Annotated in this window: 18 protein-coding genes; 5 read left to right on the top strand and 13 right to left on the bottom strand. The window is 72.7% G+C overall.

The features are described 5' to 3' along the window. Window positions 1-85: 85 nt before the first annotated feature. Both ABD339_RS06750 and ABD339_RS06745 read left to right on the top strand, forming a co-directional pair. Complete coding sequence (locus ABD339_RS06750) at window positions 86-877, top strand: hypothetical protein (RefSeq protein WP_344563771.1); 792 nt, start codon at window positions 86-88, stop codon at window positions 875-877. 349 nt (window positions 878-1,226) lie between these two features. Next, window positions 1,227-1,622 carry an ATP-binding protein gene (locus ABD339_RS06745; RefSeq protein WP_344563215.1) on the top strand — a complete coding sequence of 132 codons (396 nt, stop codon included), beginning with the start codon at window positions 1,227-1,229 and terminating at the stop codon, window positions 1,620-1,622. A 163-nt stretch (window positions 1,623-1,785) separates the two neighbouring features. Here ABD339_RS06745 and dapC read toward each other — a convergent pair whose 3' ends face one another. Both dapC and fdxA read right to left on the bottom strand, forming a co-directional pair. Further along, window positions 1,786-2,883, bottom strand: coding sequence for a succinyldiaminopimelate transaminase (dapC, locus tag ABD339_RS06740; protein WP_425575927.1), 1,098 nt, complete (start codon window positions 2,881-2,883; stop codon window positions 1,786-1,788). A gap of 454 nt (window positions 2,884-3,337) precedes the next feature. Continuing rightward, the gene (fdxA, locus tag ABD339_RS06735; RefSeq protein WP_209265805.1) at window positions 3,338-3,664 is read right to left on the bottom strand and encodes a ferredoxin; all 327 of its coding nucleotides are present in this window, start codon (window positions 3,662-3,664) and stop codon (window positions 3,338-3,340) included. A gap of 152 nt (window positions 3,665-3,816) precedes the next feature. Here fdxA and ABD339_RS06730 point away from each other — a divergent pair, with 152 nt between their 5' ends. Together ABD339_RS06730 and ABD339_RS06725 are read left to right on the top strand one after the other, a co-directional pair. Then, window positions 3,817-4,833, top strand: coding sequence for a GNAT family N-acetyltransferase (locus tag ABD339_RS06730; RefSeq protein WP_344563210.1), 1,017 nt, complete (start codon window positions 3,817-3,819; stop codon window positions 4,831-4,833). 1 nt (window position 4,834) lies between these two features. Then, window positions 4,835-5,914, top strand: a complete 1,080-nt coding sequence (locus ABD339_RS06725; protein WP_425575911.1) for a transglutaminase-like and tetratricopeptide repeat-containing protein — start codon at window positions 4,835-4,837, stop codon at window positions 5,912-5,914. 150 nt (window positions 5,915-6,064) lie between these two features. On the opposite strand, the gene ABD339_RS06720 is transcribed toward ABD339_RS06725, so the two are convergent. The 8 genes from ABD339_RS06720 to ABD339_RS06685 form a co-directional block, all read right to left on the bottom strand. Continuing rightward, entirely contained in the window at window positions 6,065-6,670 is a 606-nt protein-coding gene (locus ABD339_RS06720; RefSeq protein WP_344563208.1) for a response regulator transcription factor, read from the bottom strand. A gap of 4 nt (window positions 6,671-6,674) precedes the next feature. Beyond that, a complete protein-coding gene (locus ABD339_RS06715) occupies window positions 6,675-8,069 on the bottom strand; it encodes a sensor histidine kinase (protein WP_344563206.1) in 1,395 nt (464 codons plus the stop codon). Between the two features lie 35 nt (window positions 8,070-8,104). Continuing rightward, window positions 8,105-8,842, bottom strand: a complete 738-nt coding sequence (locus ABD339_RS06710) for an ABC transporter permease (RefSeq protein ID WP_344563204.1) — start codon at window positions 8,840-8,842, stop codon at window positions 8,105-8,107. Continuing rightward, the gene (locus ABD339_RS06705; RefSeq protein ID WP_344563203.1) at window positions 8,839-9,855 is read right to left on the bottom strand and encodes an ABC transporter ATP-binding protein; all 1,017 of its coding nucleotides are present in this window, start codon (window positions 9,853-9,855) and stop codon (window positions 8,839-8,841) included. Before ABD339_RS06705 ends, ABD339_RS06710 begins: the two co-directional genes overlap by 4 nt. Window positions 9,856-10,091: 236 nt before the next feature. Then, a complete protein-coding gene (locus tag ABD339_RS06700) occupies window positions 10,092-12,545 on the bottom strand; it encodes a hypothetical protein (RefSeq protein ID WP_344563201.1) in 2,454 nt (817 codons plus the stop codon). A gap of 127 nt (window positions 12,546-12,672) precedes the next feature. Next, window positions 12,673-13,068: a DUF6113 family protein gene (locus tag ABD339_RS06695; RefSeq protein ID WP_344563769.1), complete on the bottom strand. Its 396-nt coding sequence runs from the start codon at window positions 13,066-13,068 to the stop codon at window positions 12,673-12,675. A gap of 101 nt (window positions 13,069-13,169) precedes the next feature. Then, complete coding sequence (mshB, locus tag ABD339_RS06690; protein ID WP_344563199.1) at window positions 13,170-14,156, bottom strand: N-acetyl-1-D-myo-inositol-2-amino-2-deoxy-alpha-D-glucopyranoside deacetylase; 987 nt, start codon at window positions 14,154-14,156, stop codon at window positions 13,170-13,172. Window positions 14,157-14,198: 42 nt separating this feature from the next. Beyond that, entirely contained in the window at window positions 14,199-14,393 is a 195-nt protein-coding gene (locus tag ABD339_RS06685) for a hypothetical protein (RefSeq protein ID WP_344563197.1), read from the bottom strand. Window positions 14,394-14,669: 276 nt separating this feature from the next. On the opposite strand from ABD339_RS06685, the gene ABD339_RS06680 reads away from it, so the two are divergent. After that, a complete protein-coding gene (locus tag ABD339_RS06680; RefSeq protein ID WP_344563195.1) occupies window positions 14,670-16,913 on the top strand; it encodes a S9 family peptidase in 2,244 nt (747 codons plus the stop codon). Between the two features lie 89 nt (window positions 16,914-17,002). Here ABD339_RS06680 and ABD339_RS06675 read toward each other — a convergent pair whose 3' ends face one another. Genes ABD339_RS06675 through ABD339_RS06665 form a run of 3 tightly spaced genes read right to left on the bottom strand, consistent with a single transcriptional unit; the run spans window position 17,003 to window position 20,360 of the window. Beyond that, entirely contained in the window at window positions 17,003-18,250 is a 1,248-nt protein-coding gene (locus ABD339_RS06675) for an ABC transporter ATP-binding protein (protein ID WP_344563193.1), read from the bottom strand. 45 nt (window positions 18,251-18,295) lie between these two features. Further along, the gene (locus ABD339_RS06670; RefSeq protein ID WP_344563191.1) at window positions 18,296-19,369 is read right to left on the bottom strand and encodes an ABC transporter ATP-binding protein; all 1,074 of its coding nucleotides are present in this window, start codon (window positions 19,367-19,369) and stop codon (window positions 18,296-18,298) included. A gap of 13 nt (window positions 19,370-19,382) precedes the next feature. After that, on the bottom strand, window positions 19,383-20,360 hold the full coding sequence (locus tag ABD339_RS06665) for an ABC transporter permease (protein WP_344563189.1): 978 nt from the start codon (window positions 20,358-20,360) through the stop codon (window positions 19,383-19,385). Window positions 20,361-20,412 lie beyond the last annotated feature (52 nt).

The following is a 20,412-nucleotide window of genomic DNA, read 5'->3' as shown; positions in this document are numbered from 1 at the left end:
TCCGAGTGGCCCTGGCCGGCCGCGCGCAGCCACTACCTTGGGGCGCGTGCTCCGCTCCGGACCCGCCCGCGCTCCCCGTACCGGCATCCGGCCGAAACGCCGCGGCATCCTGTTCAGGGGCGCCGTGGCGTGCCTCGCGCTGCTCGCCGTCACCGGCTATGCCGCCGTACGGATACTGACGGGCCAGGGGGGCGCGGGCTGTACCGTGCGCGCCACCGGCCCGTCGGCGGGCGCCGGAGGCGCGGCGAACGCGCTGGGCGGCGCGCCGGACGGCGCCCGCGCGGCGGGGGACGGGCGAGGCTACGAGCTGAAACCGGCCCAGGCGGCCAACGCCGCGACGATCGCCGCCGTCGCCGCCCGGCGCGGCCTGCCCGAGCGGGCCGTGACCATAGCCCTGGCCACCGCGATGCAGGAGTCCAAGCTGAGCAACATCGGCCACGGCGACCGGGATTCGGCCGGGCTCTTCCAGCAGCGCCCCTCGCAGGGCTGGGGCACGGTGCGGCAGATCCAGGACCCGGCGTACTCGGCGGCGCGGTTCTACGACCACCTGGTGAAGATCCCCGGCTATTCCCGGCTGCCGCTGACCGTCGCGGCGCAGCGCGTGCAGCACAGCGGCTTCCCGCAGGCGTACGCCAAGCACGAGGCCGACGCCGTGCTGCTCACCTCGGCCCTCACCGGCCGCCGGACCGCGGCGCTCACCTGTACGACGGCGGACGGCCGGAAGAGCCAGGTACCGGGCGACCCGGCGCGGGTGCGCGGGCAGCTCGTGCGGGAGTTCGGCAGGGACGTACTCGCCGGCGGCCCCCGGGACCGGGCTCAGGGCAGTCCCGGCGCGGGGCACCGAGGGGGCCTGGGCGGGGAAGGGCGCGCAGGGTAGCGCGGGGCGGGGCGCCCGCGGCGGGGCCGCGCCGCGGAGCACCCCCGGACGTCAGTGCGGGCACTCACGCGCGGGGGGCCGCTGTACACCGGAGTGGACGCCCGTCGCCCGCCCGGCGGTCACCCATGCGGGGTGGAGGAGTTGCCTGGAAACGGCCCCGAAGGCTTCTCCGGTACAGGTCAACTCGCCGCGAAGAATGCCCAGTTTGAGCACCGCGACCCAAACCCGCATTGCGAATCCTTTACCTGGATTCCCCGCAACCTGACAGCGGTCCGGGGCGATAGGCACTGCGTCCGACCGGGCGACCCGGGCAGGACACTCCACACCCCTTCTCCGTCAAAGGAGCACCATGTCCCTCCCCCTCCCCCGCCGGATCGCTCGGACCGCCCTGCTGGCCGCAGCGGGTGCCGCCTCCGTCGTCGGCGCCGCGGGTTCCGCGAGCGCCGTTGACCTGTCCGCGAGCCCCGTGGGCGGTGTGAGCAACCTGGACGGCAAGGCCGTCGGCAACACGCTGGACAAGGCATCGACGGAAACCTCCGCGCTGGCCGGCAAGACCGGCGGCCACGCCGTCGAGACGGCCGTGCCGGCCGCGGGCAAGGCCGTCGGCAAGACCGGCAAGACCGCGACCCCCGCGGCCCAGAAGCTGGCCGGCAGCGCGGCGAGCGACGCGGGCGGCCTGGTCGGCGAGGCCGCCTCCGCCACCGGCAACGGCCTGCCCACCCTCGGCGGCCTGCCGATCGGCTGAACCCCAGCGGCGCGGCCACCCGCCCCGGCCGGCCGCGCGACAGCGGCGAGGGCCGCCCCGACCACTACGGCCGGGGCGGCCCTCTCGCGCGTACAGGCCCGTACGCACGGTCCCGCGTGTACGGACCCGCGCGTACGGGCCTCCGGCTTCTCTACTCCCGGCCCTACTCCCCCAACCGCCGTACGGCGGCGCTGATGCGCTCGTCGGTGGCCGTGAGGGCGACGCGGACGAACCGCTCGCCCGCCGGGCCGTAGAAGTCGCCCGGCGCGACCAGGATGCCGCGCTTGGACAGGTCGGAGACGGTCTCCCAGCACGACTCGTCCCGCGTCGCCCACAGGTAGAGCGACGCCTCGCTGTGCTCGATACGGAATCCCGCGCTCTCCAGCGCGCCGCGCAGTGCCGTGCGCCGCGCGGTGTAGCGCGCGCGCTGCTCGGCCACGTGCGCGTCGTCGCCCAGCGCGGCGACGGTGGCCGCCTGGACGGGCGCCGGGGACATCATGCCGCCGTGCTTGCGGATGTGGAGCAGCTCGCCCAGGATCCCGGCGTCCCCCGCGATGAAGGCGGCGCGGTATCCGGCGAGGTTGGAGCGCTTGGAGAGCGAGTGGACGGCCACCACACCCGCGCAGGAGTCGCCGCACACCCGCGGGTCCAGCACGGAGACGGGCTCGGTCTCCCAGCCCAGCTCCAGGTAGCACTCGTCGCTGAAGACCAGAACGTCGTGCTCGCGCGCCCAGGCGACCACGCGCCGCAGTTCCTCCGCGCCCAGCACCTTGCCCGTCGGGTTGGACGGCGAGTTGAGCCACAGCAGCTTCAGGCCCTCGGGGTCCAGCTCCGTGGGGTCGTCGTAGGCCACAGGCTCGGCGCCGGCGAGCCGGGCCCCCACCTCGTAGGTCGGGTAGGCGAGCCGGGGGAAGGCCACCCGGTCGCCCGCGCCCAGGCCGAGCTGGGTCGGCAGCCAGGCCACCAGTTCCTTGGAGCCGACGACCGGCAACACGTTGCGGTGCCCGATGCCGCGCGCCCCCAGGCGGCGCTCGCACCATCCGGTGATCGCGTCCCGCAGCTCCCCGGTGCCCCACACCGTGGGGTAACCGGGGCTGTCGGCCGCGTCGGTGAGGGCGCGCCGGACGAGGGCGGGAACGGGGTCCACGGGGGTGCCGACGGACAGGTCCACGATGCCGTCGGGGTGTGCGGCGGCGGCGGTCTTGTACGGCTCTAGCCGGTCCCAGGGGAAGGCGGGGAGCCGGTCGGAGACGGAGGGCACGATGGGGCTCACTTTCTTGTGCTGCGCACACTCTTGTGCTGCGCGCACCCTTTCGCTGCGCGGCCGACGGCGGACGTGCCGCCGCGCCGGATGACTCGGAATGCGCCGGATGACTCGGAAAGCGGCGGCCCGCCGCCCGGCGAGCGGCAGGCCGCCCGGGACCCTCCCGGAAAAGACAGCAGTCCCGTGCGGCGGACACATCGACCGCCGCACGGGACTGCGTACTGGCTCCGCCGGTCCGGTGCGGGTGAACTGCCGCCCGGCCCGGACGCTGCCACCCGCCTATGGCATGTCCGGCGGATCTGCGCTGCCCTCTTTTCTGGCGCCGGGCACGCACATCCCGGACAGGCACTAGTGCCGTGACCGGCAATGTTTGCCCGTCGAGGAGCGTCGTCCGGTGCGTGGGCGGCGCGACGGGGCAAAGCTTGCCGGGAGGGGCACTAGTGGCGCGGAATCACTCGTCGTGTTCCTGCGGCGGGAGGGCGGCGATGATCGGGTGGTCCTTCTCGATCAGGCCCAGTTTGCTGGCACCACCGGGCGAACCGAGGTCGTCGAAGAACTCGACGTTCGCCTTGTAGTAATCCTTCCACTCCTCGGGAGTGTCATCCTCGTAGAAGATGGCCTCGACCGGGCAGACCGGCTCGCAGGCCCCGCAGTCGACGCATTCATCCGGGTGGATGTACAAGGACCGCTGGCCCTCGTAGATGCAGTCGACGGGGCACTCCTCGATGCAGGCCTTGTCCTTCAGGTCGACACAAGGCTCCGCGATGACGTAAGTCACGCTGTCGTTCCTCCTCGGTAGGGCTGGCGGGCCGGTGTCCGACACCACCACTGGGCGCGCGGGAGCGCTGCTTCGCTTCGGACGGCGGCCGATGCCCGCATCTAGTATCTCCGTTCCCGGCCACAAGACGAACAGGAGGGGCGGATACAGCTGTGGAATTCACCACGGGCGGACGCCTGGAGGTCCGCATCACCGCTTCCGACGTGGGAGAACGCGTCTCGGTGCGCTCATTGACGGCCGCTGGAGAGCGGCTGGGACAGTTCACGGACACGGTCGGCATTCTCACATCGTGGACCGGTGGCGTGCTCGGAATCACCCGGCGCGATGGTGAGCACGTCCAGATCGAGGAGGCATCGATGGTCGCTGGAAAAGTCGTGCCCCGTACCCCGGCACGCAGGCGGGGAATCCCCTCCGCGAGCGTGCGGGAGCTGAGGACGGCAGGGGCCCGGGGGTGGCCCGCGGTGGAGACGGAACGGCTGGGCGAATGGACGCTGCGCGCCTCCGGAGGCTTCACCGCGCGGGCGAACTCCGTGCTTCCGCTGGGCGATCCCGGCAGACCGCTCGGCGAGGCGGCGGCCGAGGCGGTGCGCTGGTACGGCGAGCGCGGGCTGACGCCGCGAATACAGCTCGTACCGGAGGAGCACGCGCTGCTCGAACGGGAGTTGGCCGATCTCGGCTGGACGGCGGAGCGCCACGCGGTGGTACGGGTCGGCGGGCTCGCGCCGCTGGCGGACCGCGCACCGGATGGACGGGTCGCACTCGGCCGCGCACCGGATGAGGCGTGGCTGGCGCGGTACCACCGTGCCGGGGGCGGCGGTTCGCTGCCGGATGCCGCCTGGCGGGTGCTCTCGGGCGGACCCTCGGTGTGGTTCGCGACCGTGGCGGGCGAACCGGACGGTACCGGTCCCGCCCGGCCCGCGGCGATCGGCCGGTGTGTGGTGGACGGCCGGTGGGCCGGGTTCGCCGCCATAGAGGTCGCACCGGAGCGGCGTGGGGAGGGCCTCGCGTCGGCGGTGATGGCCGAACTCTCCCGCCGGGCACTGGAGGAAGGGGCCTCGGCGGCCTACCTCCAGGTCGAGCGCGACAACGCCCCGGCACGCGCGCTCTACGACAAGCTCGGCTTCGCCGACCACCACGCGTACCACTACCTCCGCGCCCCGCAGGACTGACGTGGGCGGCGCTGACGAGAACGACGGGACGGACGAGAACCGGAATCCCCAGGACCGCGACCCCGCGGCCCAGGACCGAGGCCCCGCGCGTGAGGGCCAAGGCTCCGCGGAGCCGACGGACTCCGCCAGGCGGCGCTTCGCCGAGGCGGCCCGCGAGGAGCACCCCGACCTCGCGCTGCTGTGCCTGCTCATCGGCGCGGAGGCCGAGGCGGCGGCAGCGCGCGAACGGCGCGGGCACAGCGGACGCCGTGGACACAGCGGCCGGGAGACGGCGGAGGCGGGGTCGGAGGCGAAGGCCCAGGACACGACGGACACTCACGGCACGGCGGGCGCCCAGGACGCGGCGGACGCTACGGACGCCCTCGTGGACGGCGCGCAGGCCGAACTGGACCGGCTGGCCGGGCAGTTGCCGTACCAGCGGGGCCGCTCCCCCGAGCAGTGGGTGCGGGCGCTGGAGCGGCTGCTGGGTGAGGAGCACGGTTTCGCCGGAACTCCGGCCGACTACCAGCGGGTGGACTCCTCCTTGCTGCACGCCGTCCTGCGCAGACGGCGCGGGCTGCCCATCTTGTTGTCGGTGGTGTGGCTGGAGGTGGCCAGGCGGGCGGGCGCGCCGGTGTACGGGGTGGCGCTGCCGGGGCACTTCGTCGTCGGCTTCGGCGATCCGTCCGGCGCCTTCGCACTGGCCGACCCCTTCAACGGCGGCAAGCCGCTGACTCCGGAGGAGACGGAGGTGCTCGTCGCCGGAGCGACCGGCGGGCGCGCGCACGTCTCGGACGCGGCACTCCAGCCGGCCGGACCGCTGGAGACGGTGCTGCGTGTCCTGAACAACATCAGAGCCTGGTCCAGCGACCGCCCCGAGCAGTCGGGGGTACGCCTGTGGGCCGTCGAGCTGTCGCTGCTGCTGCCCCACCATCCGGGCCGACTGCGCCTGGAGCGGGCCCAACTGCTGGTGGAGCGCGGCGATTTCATCGCCGGAGCGCGGGAGATGGAGGAGTACGCGGATGTGGTGGCCGCGATGGAGCCCAATGCCGCGGAGAACATCCGCAGAGGGGCCCGCGCGGCCCGCGCACGGCTGAACTGAGGCGGGGCCCAGGGAGCCCCGGGAGTCCCGGGAGTCCCGGGGAGCCCCGGGGAGCGGGCCGGTGCTGGGCGGCCCCAGGGAGCGGACGGTCTCTTGGAGGGCGGGGCCCGCCCGCCTTGCACGCCGCCGCCCCTCCCACCCGCTCGCCGGCTACAGCCAGCCCTTGTCGCGGGCGATGCGGACCGCCTCGGCCCGGTTGCGCGCTCCGGTCTTCTGGATGGCCGCCGACAGGTAGTTGCGTACGGTGCCGTGGGACAGATGGACGGCCGAGGCGATCTCGGCGTTGCCCGCACCCCGGGAGGCGAGGCTCAGGACGTCGCGCTCCCGGTCGGTCAGCGGGCTGGCTCCCTCGGCGAGCGCGGCGGCGGCCAGCGCCGGGTCGATCACGCGCTCGCCCGCCAGGACCCGGCGTACCGCGTCGGCGAGTTGGGCGGCGGGCGAGTCCTTGACGAGGAAGGCGTCGGCGCCCGACTCCATGGCCCTGCGCAGGTAGCCGGGCCGGCCGAAGGTGGTGAGGATGACGACCTTCAAGCCGGGGTACGCGCCGCGCAGCCGGGCCAGCGCGTCCAGTCCGGAGAGACCCGGCATCTCGATGTCGAGGAGCGCCACGTCCGGCTGGTGCGCCGCGACCGCGTCGAGGACTTCGTCACCCCTGCCGACCTGGGCGGCCACTTCCATGTCGGGTTCGAGGTCCAGCAGGGCGGCGAGGGCTTCGCGGACCATGGCCTGGTCCTCGGCGAGCAGCAGTCGGGTCACGGCATCAGGCTACTGAGGGCACGGTGGCCCGCAGGGTGAAGCCCCGGCGCTCGCCCGCCGAGGTCTCCAGCGTGCCGTCGGCGAGGGCCAGCCGCTCCCGCAGCCCGCTGAGGCCGTTGCCCTCGCCCTCGCCCGAGGGGCCGTGGCCGTTGTCGGCGACCGAGAGACAGACGGTGTGCCCGGCGCAACCGGACGCGTCGGCCGGACCGGAGGGCCCGGATGCGCCGGACGATGCGGATGCGCTGGATGATGCGGATGCGCCGGACGATGCGGATGCGCTGGACGAGTCCGGCGGGGTGACCGGCCCGGCCGCCTCGCGCGTGCTCAGCGTCACCACACAGCGCGTCGCGCCGCTGTGCCGTACGACGTTGGTGACGGCCTCGCGCAGTGCCCAGGCCAGCGCCGCCTCCTGTTCGGGCGCGAGGCCCAGGGGCCGGCGCGGGGGCGGTGCGTCGGTGGTCTCGTCGCGCCGCTCGCCGGGGCCGGGGGGCAGTGGTGGGTCGAACTGCGGGACCTCGGCGGCGATTCCGGCTGTCTGGAGGGCCATGCGCGCTCCGGCGAGTTCGACGGCCAGGGTGGGGCGCCGGTATCCGCCGACCGCCTCGCGTACGTCCACGAGGGCCTGCCTGCTGACCCGTTCGATGTCGGCCACCTGCTCGGCCGCCCGGGTCGGGTGTTCGGGCAGCATCCGCCCGGCCAACTCGCTCTTGAGGGTGATCAGCGAGAGGGAGTGGCCGAGCAGGTCGTGCAGATCGCGGGCGAGGCGCAGCCGCTCCTCGCTGGCCGCCAGCCGCGCCACGGTGGCCCTGGCCGCGCGCAGTTCGCGCAGTGTGCGGACGGTCTGGCGGGCCGACATCAGGGCGAAGCCGCCGAGCAGGGTGGGGATGACGAACGAGGTCCACCCGCCCCACCAGGGGCGGGCGCCGAAGTCGGTGCCCAGCAGCGCGAGGGAGACCACGGCCGCCGCCATCGCCAGGCCGGCCCGCCGAGCCGGCAGCACGGCGCAGGAGGCGACCGTGAAGTACACGAACAGCACCAGCCAGCTGTTGCCGAAGGCGAAGGAGAGCAGCGCGGCGAGCAGGTAGAGCACCACCAGTACGGCCTGGACGGTGCGGCTCGGCAGCGGCGAGCGGGTGTGGCGGAAGACGAGTCCGACGTAGGTGGCGACGAAGGCGGCGAGCCCGAGAGCCGCGCAGGCGACGAGCGGCGCCGGGCGCCCGCCGGACCACAGGTCGCCCAGGGGGGCGCCGAGGAAGACCAGCCAGACGGTGATCATGACGGCCTTGGAGATCTTCTGCCGGGTGGTCTGCGGGCCCTCCCCGATGACGGGTACGTCCTCGGGACCGGCCGGCCACCGAGGGGCGGACGCCGGTGCATCCTCCCTCCGGGTGTCTGCCATGGCTTGGCTCCTCATGTCCTGCGCGCGCGTGCGCCTCATGCCTTGCGGGTGTCCTTGCGGTAGAGCCAGGCGGCGGCGCCCGCGAAGAGCAGAAGGTAGCCCAACAGCAGCCCGGCGTCCTCGAGATGGGGTGCGTCGCCCGCCTCGACGGCCTGGCCGAGCGCGGTGTAGGCGTGTGTGGGCAGCCACTCGCCGATGTCCTGGACCCACCCGGGCAGGCTCGACATCGGCAGCCACAGCCCGCCCACGAATGCCAGACCGAAGTAGACCAGCATGGTGATCGGCCGTACGGCGTCGCCTGTCGCAAGGTATCCGATGGCCACGCCCAGCGCGGCGAACACGAAGCTGCCTGCCCAGGAGCTCAGCGCGATGGCCGCCCACTGCCACGCGTCCAGGCGTACGCCCATCACGAGGGCGCCGGTGAGCAGCACCAGCAGGATGGAGGGGAGGCTGATGGTCGCGGCCGAGGCGATCTTCGCGGTGACGTAGCCCCGGCCGGGCAGCGCGGTCAGCCGCAGCTGGCGCACCCAGCCTTGCTCGCGCTCCTTGGCGATGCGTTCGCTGTTGCCCATCAGGACGGCGGTCATGGCGCCGAAAGCGGCCATGGCCACCATGTAGTAGAGCGCCAGGCCGATGGGGAGGCCCGGCATGTTGCCGTCGTCGCCCCGGCCCGCGATGAGCAGGTAGAGGACGGGCGGGTAGATCACCGAGAAGAACATGAACTTCCGGTTGCGCAGGGACCGGAAAATCTCCAGCTTGATCAAGGTCTTCACTTCGTCGTCGCCTTCTGGTGGGAGGGGTGGGCGGGGGCTTCCGGGGCGCCGCTGGCGCCGTGCGCGGCACCGGCGGCGCCGTGCTGCTCGGCGCGGTGGGTGAGGGTGAGGAACGCCTGTTCAAGGCCGAGCCCGGTGACCTCCAAGTCCCTGGGATAGAGGCCGAGTTGGTAGAGGGCGTGCACTGTGGCGTCGGCGTCGGCCGAGCGCATCCGTACGGCGCTGCCCGCCAGTTCGACGCCGCTCACGCCGGGCAGCCCGCGCAGCGCGGCCTCCAGCCGTCCGTCGGGCACCGCGCCCAGGGAGAAGCCGATCCGGCGCGCGCCGGCCATGGCCTTGATGTCGGCCGCGCTGCCGTCGGCCAGCAGCCGCCCCCGGTGCAGCACCAGCACGCGGTCGGCGGCCTCGTCGGCCTCTTCCAGGTAGTGCGTGGCGAACAGCACGGTGCGGCCCTGCGCCGCCTGGGCCCGCATGGCCGTCCAGAAGTCCCGGCGGGCCGAGACGTCCATGCCGGTGGTGGGCTCGTCCAGCACGATCAGGTCGCCCGCGCCCGCGATGGCCAGGGCGAAGCGGACCCGCTGCTCCTGTCCACCGGACAGTTTGCCCACCATCCGGTCGGCGATGTCTGTGAGGCCCGCCTCCTCCAGCACCTGGCCGACGGGGTGGCCGCGCGGGTGCAGATCGCAGGCGAGGGCGACCAGTTCGCGTACCCGTACCCCGTCCATCAGCCCGCCGGACTGGAGCATGGCGCCTACCCGGCCCTCGGTGACCGCCTGACGCGGCGAGGTGCCGAAGAGCCGTACGGTGCCGCCCGGGTCGGGGTTGCGCAGCCCGAGGAGCAGGTCGAGCGTGGTGGACTTGCCGGCTCCGTTGGGGCCGAGCAGGGCGACGGTCTCGCCCGGGTGGAGGGTGACGCTGAGACCGGAGAGCGCCTTGACGGTGCCGTAGGTCTTTCCGGCGTCCGCGAACTCCACGGCCGGGGCTGTGGCTGCGGTGGTGTGGCTCGATGTCATGCCTCAAGCTTCACCGCGCGGGGGGCCTCGGCGGCAGTGTCGCGGGTCGTGACCTGCGGCTGACAGATGTCATACGGAACGGATGACAGTCCGGCCCGGCCCCGGCCCGCCCCCTGGGGCCCGGGGCCACGTCAGCCACGGCCCGAGGGTCCCCGACAGCACGAGGGCGCCCCCGCCGTGCGTGACGGGGGCGCCCCGAGTGGTGCGGCCCGCGCTGTACGGGCGGGAGCTCCGGGTCAGCGCGAGTGGGAACCGGGGACCTGGGCGAGGCGTTCGGCCGGCCTCGGGGGTGCTTTCTTGCGGAGGGCCTGGATCATCGCGGCTGCCGCGTGCTGCGGGGTCATCCTGACCTGCCCCGCACCGCCCTGGACCACGACACCGTCGAACGCCGACCCGTAGGTCTTCTTCAGCTCGACGGGGTCGATGACCGGCTGGAGGGTGCTGCCACCCGCGCGCATGGTCAGGAACTTGCCCAGGGTCTGCTGGCTGAACGGCACCTTCACATCGCCCGCCTCCAGCCACACCCAGCCGGACATCGCGGTGCGGCCGAAACCATTCACCGCCTTCTTCAGCTCGGCCTCGCCGATCTTGGGCTGCTGGAGGGTGACGGGCAGCGTCACGGGCTCGTTCTCGCCCGAGACGGCACGCCGCTTGTACGCCTTCTCCAGCACCGAGGAGGACTTGGCCACATCGACGGCCTTGTGCGGCTTGCCCTTGACCGCGACGGCCTTGCCGTTCACGAACTTGACCATGCCGTCCTGGGCGCTGCCGCCCCCGCTCCCCGCCGCCGCGGTGACGCGGGTGAGCGCCGACTCCATCTTCGCCTGGTCCACCTTCACCGCGGGGTCGGCCTTGCGGCCCTGGCCGAAGAGCGAGCCGAGGACGGAGACGGGGTTGTAGTCCCGTCCCGCGGCGTTGCGGACGGTGAGCTCGGTATCGAACGTCAGCCCGGCCACGCTCGGCTTCAGCTCGGCCTTCTCGTCCGCCGCGACGATCTTGAAGGGCTCGGTCGTGCGGCGCCCGAGGCTGTCATCCAGCTTCTTGATGGCCTCGTGCTTGGTCAGCCCGCCGATATCGACGCCGAGGACGGTGGTGTTCTTGGGCACGTCGGCGTGATCGAGCAGCAGCCCGGTGCCGTACGCGATGCCGAACAGGCCGACGACGGCGACCCCGGCCAGGACCAGCTTGGACCGCCCGCCCTTCTTGGCCTTGGCCTTGCCTTTTCCTTTGGCCCCGTCCGCCTTCGCCTTCGCCTGCTCGCCCTTGCCGCTCCTGGGCGCCGCGGGGGCCGGTCCGGACGCCTTACGCGGGACGCCGCCGGCGTGGGGCGCGCCCGGCGCCGGGCTCCGGGCGGGATCCGCCTCCGGGCCCGCGCTGCCGTACATCGCGGTGCCGACGCCGTCCGGCGCGAAGGGAGCGGGGCCGGTGCCGAGGCCGAGCGTGGAGTGTGCGGGCGGCTCACCGCCGGGAGCGCCGGGAGCACTGGGGACAACGGGCGTGCCGGAGGCGGGAGTTCCGCTGGGCCCGGCCATCGGCCCGGCCCCCGGTCCCGCCGCCGGGTCCTGTCCCGCCGTCGGGTCCTGTCCCGCCCTGCCACCGGGCACACCGGGGGCGGGCGGCATCGTCATATCGCCGCTCGCGGGGCCCGTCGTCGGCCCGTTGGGTCCCGCACCGGGCGGGCCGCCGCCCAGCCCCACCGAGGGGTCGAGCAACGGAAGGCCCTCGGCGGGCGTGTCCGTGGGGCCGCTCCCGCCGGGGAACGGCATCTCGCCTGTCGCTCCCGGACCGGACGAATCCGGCCCGAACGCCGCCCCCGGTCCGGAAGGGGCGTCGGGCTCGCGGCGCTCGTCCACGCCGTCCGGACCCGAGCGCGGACGCTGCTCGGTGAAGTACGGCAGGTCACCCCGCCCGCTCCCGGAGCCTGCCGCGCCACCGCCCGGCACGCCCGCGCCACCGGAGGGCGCGGGAGGCGGGGTGGCACCGCCGGAGGTGCCGGATCCGCTCTTGGGGGGCTTGCGCGGCGCGAACCAGTCGCTGGTCTCCTGGGTGAACTCGCCTGTTCTGGACGGGTCTTCCGCGCCCGCGCCGCTTCCGGCACCCGACGCCGTGGCCCCGGTGGGCCCTGCCCCGGAAGCACCGGCCGGACCGGCCGAAGCCGCTGGACCGGCCGGACCGGCTGACAACGGCCCGCCGCCCGGCCCCGTGGACGACGGCACCATGGGACCGCCCACGCGGGGACGGCTCTCCCCCGCGGACGGGCCCGGGGGCACCGCACCCGGCAGCTCTCCCGTGTCGGCGTCGCCCGCTGGGGCGAACGGCGACTGCGAGGACACGGGGGACGGCGGAGGCGAGGGGGTCGGCGGAGACTGCGGAGACGCAGCTGCCGAGGGGGGTGTGGCGGTGGACGAAGAAGCGGAGGCCGAAGCGGCGGCTGCGTCGTCGTCGCCCACCGGGGTCCGCATCACGACAGGCGGAATGGGCCGCGAGCCGGGGATGTTGATGCGGATGCGGGTGGTGAGCGTCGTCTCGGTCTTCGGCTCGTCCGCCTTCGCTCCTGCCGCCGGATCGGCTCCCTGGCCGGCCGGATCCGCGCCGGCGCCCGAGGTGCCGTACGGCTCGGTCCCCGACGGGTACGACGAACCGCCGCGCCTCTTGGGCCCGGAGGACGAACTGTCAGTTTCACGACTCAAAGCAGGTACTCCCGGATGGATTCGCCGTCTTCATGATGGCCCGAAGGCGGCTCGCCGGCGCGCACCACAATACTGGGGGCACGGGACACCGACTCCGCGACCACCGAATCGCCCGGTAACAGCCCTCTCAGCGGTATTTGTTCGCCTGCACAGGGGGCGCCGACGGTGCCAGCGTGGTACACATCACAGCCGCGAGCAGTCCGCCGAACAGGTAGATATAGGAGGGAATCCCGGCGCCGAAGAGGAAATCGCCCTCCGGGCGCGAGGTGGTCATCAGCATCACGGCGACCGCCCATCCCGCCCCCGGCGCCGCCGCTCCCACCTTCGTACGGCACAGTTTGGCGCCGCCCCGGAAGAGGCCGACGGCGGCCGCGAGCGCGATCAGCAGCCCGAGCGGGAACCACGCGGCCTGCACCAGGACACCGGCCGCGCCGGTCAGCAGGCCGAGCACGGCCAGCCCGGCGTAGACGGCGGCGCGCGCACCCGCGGCCCCGGGAAAGGCACCCCATCCGGGGCTGTTCACACCGTTCCCAGCGCTCCCGCCGTTTTCGCCCGTCCCCCCGCCGTTTCCGCCCGCGCCGCCGCCCGTCGCACCCCGGCCCGTGGCGGTCTTGCCCGTCGCGCTCACGCGCTCACTCCCAGGAAGAGGTCGTCGGCGGCGTCCACGGCTCCGACACCGGCCGAGCCCGCCGCCCGGTCGGCGCGCTGGAAGAACTCCAGGCCGGTCAGCGGCTGGCCCAGTCCGTTGGACAGCGCGAAGAAGTCGCCCCGCGAGGTCTCCCGCACCGAAATCTGGGTCACGTGTGCCGCCATCGCCGCCGTCTTCGCCTTCTCGTATTTCCGGGCGTCCACGGTGACATCCACCTCGGCCGCGCTCTCCACCACCCCCGGCACGTCGTCGGGTACGGCGAAGCCCGTCTCGCCGGTGAAGCCCGGGAAGGGGAAGACCTCCCCCGCCCGCGCGGCGGCCCGCAGCCCGGCGAAGCCCTCGTCGAGCACGGGGCGCGGGACGACGTTCCAGTAGACGCGCTCGACGTGGTGCGGGGCGGCGGGGGCGCCGTCCGCCGCGCGCCCCTCGCGGCCGGCGAGTTCCACGGCGCGAGTGGCGACGCGGTGGGTCTGGATGTGGTCGGGGTGGCCGTAGCCGCCGTCGGGTCGGTAGGTGACGAGCACCTGGGGGCGCACCTCGCGGATCACCTCGGCGAGCAGTTCGCCCGCCTCGTCCACGTCGGCCTGCCAGAAGCAGCCGGGGCGCTCGTTCTGCGGGGCGCCGATCATGCCCGAGTCGCGGTAGCGCCCCGGCCCGCCCAGGAAGCGGTGGTCGCGCACGCCCAGCGCACGCATGGCGGCGGCCAGTTCGCCGGCGCGGTACGGGCCGAGTGTGTCGTCCCGGTCGGGCGCCAGCTGGGCCAGCGCCGCCGGGATCACCTCGCCCTCCTCGCCCTGGGTGCAGGTGACGAGGGTGACGTGGGCGCCCTCTGCGGCGTACTTGGCCATGGTGGCGCCCGTGGTGATGGACTCGTCGTCCGGGTGGGCGTGCACCAGCAGCAGACGGCGCCCGGGGGCGGCCGGTGAGCCGGGGGCCGTGCCCCGGGGAAACGCAGCGCTCATGCCCCTGAGCCTACGATGCGGGCCCGCGCGCGGGCCCGCAGGTCAGAACTTGAGGCCGCCGATCATTCCGGCGACGTTCCTCGTCAGGTCGTTGATCGTGGGCGCGATGGACGAGCTGGCCAGGTAGAAGCCCAACAACATGCAGACCACCGCGTGTCCGCCCTTCAGCCCGGATTTCTTCACGAGCAGGAAGACGATGACAGCCAGCAGCACCACCGCCGAAATCGAGAGTGCCACGGCGGTTCACCTCCAATTACGCGCGGTCGGTACGGGATCTGTTCGGTCACACGAGACTGCCGGCTCGCTCCGGCATGGATGAGCCACCGGCTTCATACCCAGCACCCACCATGCGCAACGGATCATAATTATCCGCGCGACCGCACGGGTCGGTGCACAGGTGCAGAGGAGGGGCGCATATTCAGTTCCAGCCAACTGCACACGACCTGACCATCGGCCCGCACCCGGGTCCCGAACCGGTCCCAAGCGGACTCGGGGACAAGTACGGTCGGCCGCATGGCTACGACTTTCCCCCAGCAGCACGCGCGTACCCACCGATTCACACTTGGGGCTCCGAGGGCCTTCACTGTCGCCCCAGACGGCACTCGCGTCGCCTTTTTGCGCTCGCGTGACGGCGCTGACCTGGCACATCTCCTCTGGGTGCGGGATGTGGGCGAGGGCACGGAGCGCATCGCGGCCGACCCCCGCGCGCTCCTGGGCGGCGCCGAGGAGGAGCTGTCGCCCGAGGAGCGCGCGCGGCGCGAACGCAGCCGGGAGGGCACCGCCGGAGTGGTCGGATATGCCACCGACACTTCCGTGGAGATGGCCGCTTTCGCTCTTTCGGGGCGGCTGTTCACCGCTGGGCTGCGCGCGGGGACGGCGCGCGAGCTGCCGACGCCGACCCCGGTGGTGGACCCGCGGCCCGCCCCGGACGGGCGGCACATCGCCTATGTGTCGGGCGGCGCCCTGCGGGTGATCGCCGCCGACGAGGACGGTTCGGGCGGCAGCGACCGGGTGCTGGCCGAATCCGGGGCCGAGACGGTGACGTGGGGGCTCGCGGAGTTCATCGCCGCCGAGGAGATGTCCAGAACCCGGGGGTTCTGGTGGTCGCCCGACTCGGACCGGCTGCTGGTCGCGCGGGTGGACGACGCGCCCGTCGGGCGCTGGTGGATCGCCGACCCGACCCACCCCGACCGTGAGCCCGCGCGGGTGCCCTACCCGGCGGCCGGGACCGCGAACGCCGAGGTCACACTGCATCTGGTCGGCCTCGACGGGTCCCGTACCGAGGTCTCCTGGGACCGCGAGCGCTACCCGTATCTGGCCCGGGTGCACTGGTCGTCCTACGGCCCGCCGCTGCTGCTGGCGCAGAGCCGGGACCAGCGGGAGGCCGTGTATCTGAGCGTGGACACGGACAGCGGAGCGACGTCCGTCACACTCTCGGAGAAAGATCCAATCTGGCTAGAACTCTTCGCCGGTGTGCCTGCCTGGGCGCCGGACGGAAGCCTCGTCCGGATCTCGGACGAACCCGGAGAAGACGGGGAGAGCGCCCCGGACGGTAAGGGCGCACGGGTGCTCTTCGCGGGCGCACGGCAGCTGACCTCTTCCGGCCTGCATGTGCGGTCCGTTGTCGACATCGGCGAGGAAGACATCCTCGTTTCCGCCTCCGAGGGCGAGACCGCCGGCCGTATCGCGCCCGGCGAGGTGGGCGTCTACCGGGTGCCGCTGGCCGGTGGCGAGCCCATGCGCCTCGCGACGGAGAAGGGCCCGCACGTGGCCTCGGCGGTGCGGGGCGGCGGCACACTCGTGCTGACCTCGGCGGCTCCGGACCGGCCCGGCTCGCGCGCGACGGTACTGCGGCGGGACGGAGAAGGGGATGCGGGGAGCGAAGGGGCCGAAGGGACTGAAGGGGCCGACGAGAGCACGGAGTTCGCGGCGGCCGGGGTGATCGCCTCCGGTGCCGAGACGCCCGTGCTCACGACCGCGCCCCGGCTGCTGCACACCGGGGCGCGCCGGATCCCGGCCGCCGTGGTGCTGCCCAGCGGATACCAGGAGGGGGATGGTCCGCTTCCGGTGCTGATGGACCCCTACGGCGGGCCGCACGGGCAGCGGGTCGTGGCCTCGCACAACGCGCATCTGACGGCCCAGTGGTTCGCCGACCAGGGCTTCGCCGTCATCGCCGCCGACGGACGGGGCACGCCCGGATACTCGCCGGGCTGGGAGAAGGCCGTCCACCACGATCTGGCCCGGGTCACCCTGGACGACCAGGTCGAGGCCCTGCACTCGCTCGCCGACAGCTTTCCGCTGGATCTGACCCGGGTGGGCATCAGGGGCTGGTCCTACGGCGGTTACCTCGCGGCGCTGGCGGTGCTGCGCCGTCCCGATGTCTTCCACGCGGCGGTCGCGGGCGCCCCGGTGACGGACTGGCGGCTGTACGACACGCACTACACCGAGCGGTACTGCGGCACCCCGCAGGACGATCCGGCCGTGTACGCGCGCTCGTCGCTGATCACCGACGAGGGACTCTCCGAGGTGACCGAGGACGACCCGCACCGGCCGTTGATGATCATTCATGGGCTGGCCGACGACAACGTCGTGGTCGCGCACGCGCTGCGGCTGTCCTCCGCGCTGCTGGCGGCCGGGCGCGGCCACGAGGTGCTGCCGCTCTCGGGGGTCACCCACATGGCGAGCGGGCCGCAGGTCGCGGAGAACCTGCTCCTGCTCCAAGTCGGCTTCCTGAAGCGGTCGCTGGGCGTGGACTGACGCGGACCGGGCGGACCGGAGGGGCCGCCGCGAGGGCCTGCGAGGGCCTGCGACAGCGGGGCACCCTCGCGGCCGGCCGCGGGCGGGCCTCAGCTCGTCTTCACCGTCTCCTCCGGCGCTTCCTCCATGGCGCGCAGCGCGGTGTCCAGGACGATGTCCTCGCTGCGGGCCGCCGCGGCCGTCGTGGGCTCCTCCGGGAAGTGGCAGGCCGTCAGGTGCCCGGCGGTGTTCCCGGGGATCTGCACCAGCGGCGGCTCTTGGGTGGCGCACTTGTCCCGCGCCTTCCAGCAGCGGGTGCGGAAGCGGCATCCGGAGGGCGGGTTGATCGGTGAGGGCACGTCACCGGCGAGCCGGATACGCTCCTTGGCGCCGGCGGACGCAGGATCCCGGGCCCCGGCTACCCCGTCAGCCCCCGCTGCTTCCGCTGCTTCCGCCGCTTCCGCTGCTTCCGCTGCTGCCTCATCATCGTCGGCCAGCAGCACCGCCTCCGGTACGGCCGACAGCAGTGCGTGGGTGTAGGGGTGGCGGGGGCGGGCGTAGATGGCCTCGCGTTCGCCGACCTCCACGATCTTGCCGAGGTACATCACCGCGACCCGCTCCGAGAAGTGCCGCACGATGGCCAGGTCGTGCGCGATGAAGACGAAGGCGATGCCCATCTCGCGCTGGACCTCCTGGAGGAGGTTGACGACCTGCGCCTGGATGGAGACGTCCAGTGCGGAGACCGGCTCGTCGGCCACGATCAGCTTCGGCTCCAGCGCGAGGGCGCGGGCCACGCCGATGCGCTGGCGCTGGCCGCCGGAGAACTCGTGCGGGAAGCGGTTGTAGTGCTCGGGGTTGAGACCGACGGTCTCCAGCAGCTCCCGGATGCGCTTCTCGCGTCCGCCGGGCGGGTTGATGCCGTTGACCTCCATGGGGCTGCCGATGATGGAGCCGACGGTCTGCCGCGGGTTCAGCGACGAGTACGGGTCCTGGAAGATCATCTGGATCTCGGAGCGGATCGGCGCCATCTGTTTGCGGTTGGCGTGGGTGATGTCCTGCCCCGCGTAGGTGATCTTTCCGCCGGTGGGCTCCAGCAGCCGCGTCAGCAGCCGGCCGGTGGTGGACTTGCCGCAGCCGGACTCGCCCACCAGCCCGAAGCTTTCCCCCGCATGGACGCTCAGGTCGATGCCGGAGACGGCCTGGACCTCGCCCACCTTCCGCTTGAAGGGGAAGCCCCCCATGATCGGAAAGTGTTTGGCCAGGTCCTCAGCGCGCAGCAGGGGTTCCCCCGGATGCCCGGCCGGAACGCGGTCCGCCGGCTCGTCGCCCGGCTTGGTCAGGGTGAGGTCATCGCTCATGGGTCTGTTTCTCTCTCCCTCTGCCTGTCCTCTTGACGACAGGGCCTAGCTCAGCCTGGGCTTGATCTGCTCGACGAAGAACGTGCGCTTCTGCTCCGCCGTCAGGTGGCAGGCGGCCCCGCGGCCTTCGGGCAGCGGCGGCCGGTCGCTGTCGCAGGAGAGGCCGCCGGTCACCTCGTCCACGAAGGTGCAGCGGGGGTGGAAGGGGCAGCCGGGCGGGGGCGCGAGCAGGCTGGGCGGGGTGCCGTGGATCGGGGAGAGCGCCTCGTTGACGTCGCCGGACAGCCGGGGCATCGAGGTGAGCAGGCCCCAGGTGTAGGGGTGCTGGGGCCTGCGCAGCACCTCGCCGACGCTGCCGCGCTCGACGGCCCGGCCGCCGTACATCACCAGGATGTCGTCGGCGACGTTGGCGATCACGCCGAGGTCGTGGGTGATGAAGATGATCGCGGAGCCGAACTCCTGCTGGAGGTCCTTGAGCAGGTCGAGGATCTGGGCCTGCACGGTGACGTCCAGGGCGGTGGTCGGCTCGTCCGCGATCAGGAGGTCCGGGTTGCACACCAGCGCCATGGCGATCATGGCGCGCTGGCGCATGCCGCCGCTGAACTGGTGCGGGTAGTCGTTGACCCGGGTCTTCGGGTTGGGGATGCCGACCTTGTCCAGCATCTCGATCGCGCGCAGGTGCGCCTCCCGCTTGGAGACGCCCATGTGCTTGCGGTAGGGCTCGGCGATCTGCCGGCCGATGGTGTAGTAGGGCGAGAGCGCGGTCAGCGCGTCCTGGAAGATCATCGCCATCTTGTTGCCGCGCAGCGATTCCAGGGTCTTCTCGCGGGCTCCGGTCAGCTCCTGCCCGTCGAGCAGGATCTCGCCGGACACCTCGGTCGAGCTGGGGTTGTGCAGCCCGAGGATCGAGAGGTTGGTGACCGACTTGCCGGAGCCGGACTCGCCGACGATGCCGAGGGTCGAGCCGCGCTCCAGGTCGAAGGAGAGCCCGTCCACGGCCTTGACGGTGCCGTCCTCGGTGGCGAAGTGCACATACAGGTCGCGCACCGAGAGGAAGGCGTCCCCCTCGCCCGAGCCGCGCGGAGCAGGTATGTCCGCTTCCTTGGTCAGGGTGGTCATGGTGCCGGATCTCCTAGGACAGCCGCACGCGCGGGTCGATGAACGCGTAGGCGGCGTCCACGATGATGTTGAAGAGGATGATGAAGGTGGCCGCGAAGAGCATCACGCCCATCACCATGGGCAGGTCGGTGTTCTGCACCGACTTGACCGCCAGCGTGCCCAGCCCCGGCAGCGAGAACGTCCACTCGGTGATCATCGCGCCGCCGAACAGGGAGCCCAGGTCCACGCCGAAGATGGTGATGATGGGGATGAGCGAGCCGCGCCAGGCGTAGCGGAAGAAGACGAACTTCGACGACATACCCTTGGCCCGCGCCGTTCTGACGTGTTCCTCCTGGAGCTGTTCGATCATCGAGGAGCGCGACAGACGGGTGTAGTTCGCGGTGAAGATGATCTGAACCACCAGCCACGGGATCAGCAGCCCCAGGAACCAGCCGGCCGGATCCTCCGTGATCGGCACGTACTTGGGCTGGTCCAGCAGTTCCATCTTGTAGACCACGAGCGCCAGCACGAGCGGACCGATGAAGTAGATCTGCATGGAGCTGAGCACCAGCGAGGCGGAGCTGAAGACCTTGTCGACGATCGTGCCGCGCTTCCAGGCGGCGATCATGCCGGAGCCCAGTCCGATGGCGAGGAAGACGACGGCGCCGCCGATCGTCAGCGAGACCGTGGTGGGGAAGCGGTCGACGATGGTCTGCCAGACCGGGTCCTGGTTGGCGAAGGAGTAGCCGAAGCAGGGTGCGGGGCAGGCGCCCTGGGCGAAGGTCCGCCCGGCGAAGATGCCGACCATGAAGTGCCAGTACTGGACCGGGACGGGCTCGTCGATGCCCATGTTCCGGCGGATGACCTCCAGCGCGTCCGGCGTGCAGTTCTTGCCGCAGGCCAGCATCGCCGGGTCCCGGGGGACGGCGTAGAAGAGGAAGAAGGTGACGGCGCTGATGATCAGCAGGATCACCACGGCGCCGAGTGACCGGCGGAGGAGAAATCGCAGCATGACGGAACGCAGCTCTCGGTGCGACAGCGGAATCGAGACGGTCGGGACGGCT

The organism is Streptomyces axinellae (genome assembly GCF_039532135.1).
In the GTDB taxonomy this organism is placed as follows: domain Bacteria; phylum Actinomycetota; class Actinomycetes; order Streptomycetales; family Streptomycetaceae; genus Streptomyces; species Streptomyces axinellae.
The sequence above is the reverse complement of the archived record's forward strand: the minus strand, read 5'-3'. Positions and strand labels throughout refer to the sequence as shown.

Excerpts from the sequence above, each read along its gene's own strand:
- ABD339_RS06745 (WP_344563215.1), top strand. The coding sequence starts at position 1,227 with ATGTCCCTCCCCCTCCCCCGCCGGATCGCTCGGACCGCCCTGCTGGCC.
- ABD339_RS06715 (WP_344563206.1), bottom strand. The coding sequence starts at position 8,069 with ATGGCAGACACCCGGAGGGAGGATGCACCGGCGTCCGCCCCTCGGTGG.
- ABD339_RS06705 (WP_344563203.1), bottom strand. The coding sequence starts at position 9,855 with ATGACATCGAGCCACACCACCGCAGCCACAGCCCCGGCCGTGGAGTTC.
- mshB (WP_344563199.1), bottom strand. The coding sequence starts at position 14,156 with ATGAGCGCTGCGTTTCCCCGGGGCACGGCCCCCGGCTCACCGGCCGCC.
- ABD339_RS06680 (WP_344563195.1), top strand. The coding sequence starts at position 14,670 with ATGGCTACGACTTTCCCCCAGCAGCACGCGCGTACCCACCGATTCACA.
- ABD339_RS06675 (WP_344563193.1), bottom strand. The coding sequence starts at position 18,250 with ATGAGCGATGACCTCACCCTGACCAAGCCGGGCGACGAGCCGGCGGAC.
- ABD339_RS06670 (WP_344563191.1), bottom strand. The coding sequence starts at position 19,369 with ATGACCACCCTGACCAAGGAAGCGGACATACCTGCTCCGCGCGGCTCG.
- ABD339_RS06665 (WP_344563189.1), bottom strand. The coding sequence starts at position 20,360 with ATGCTGCGATTTCTCCTCCGCCGGTCACTCGGCGCCGTGGTGATCCTG.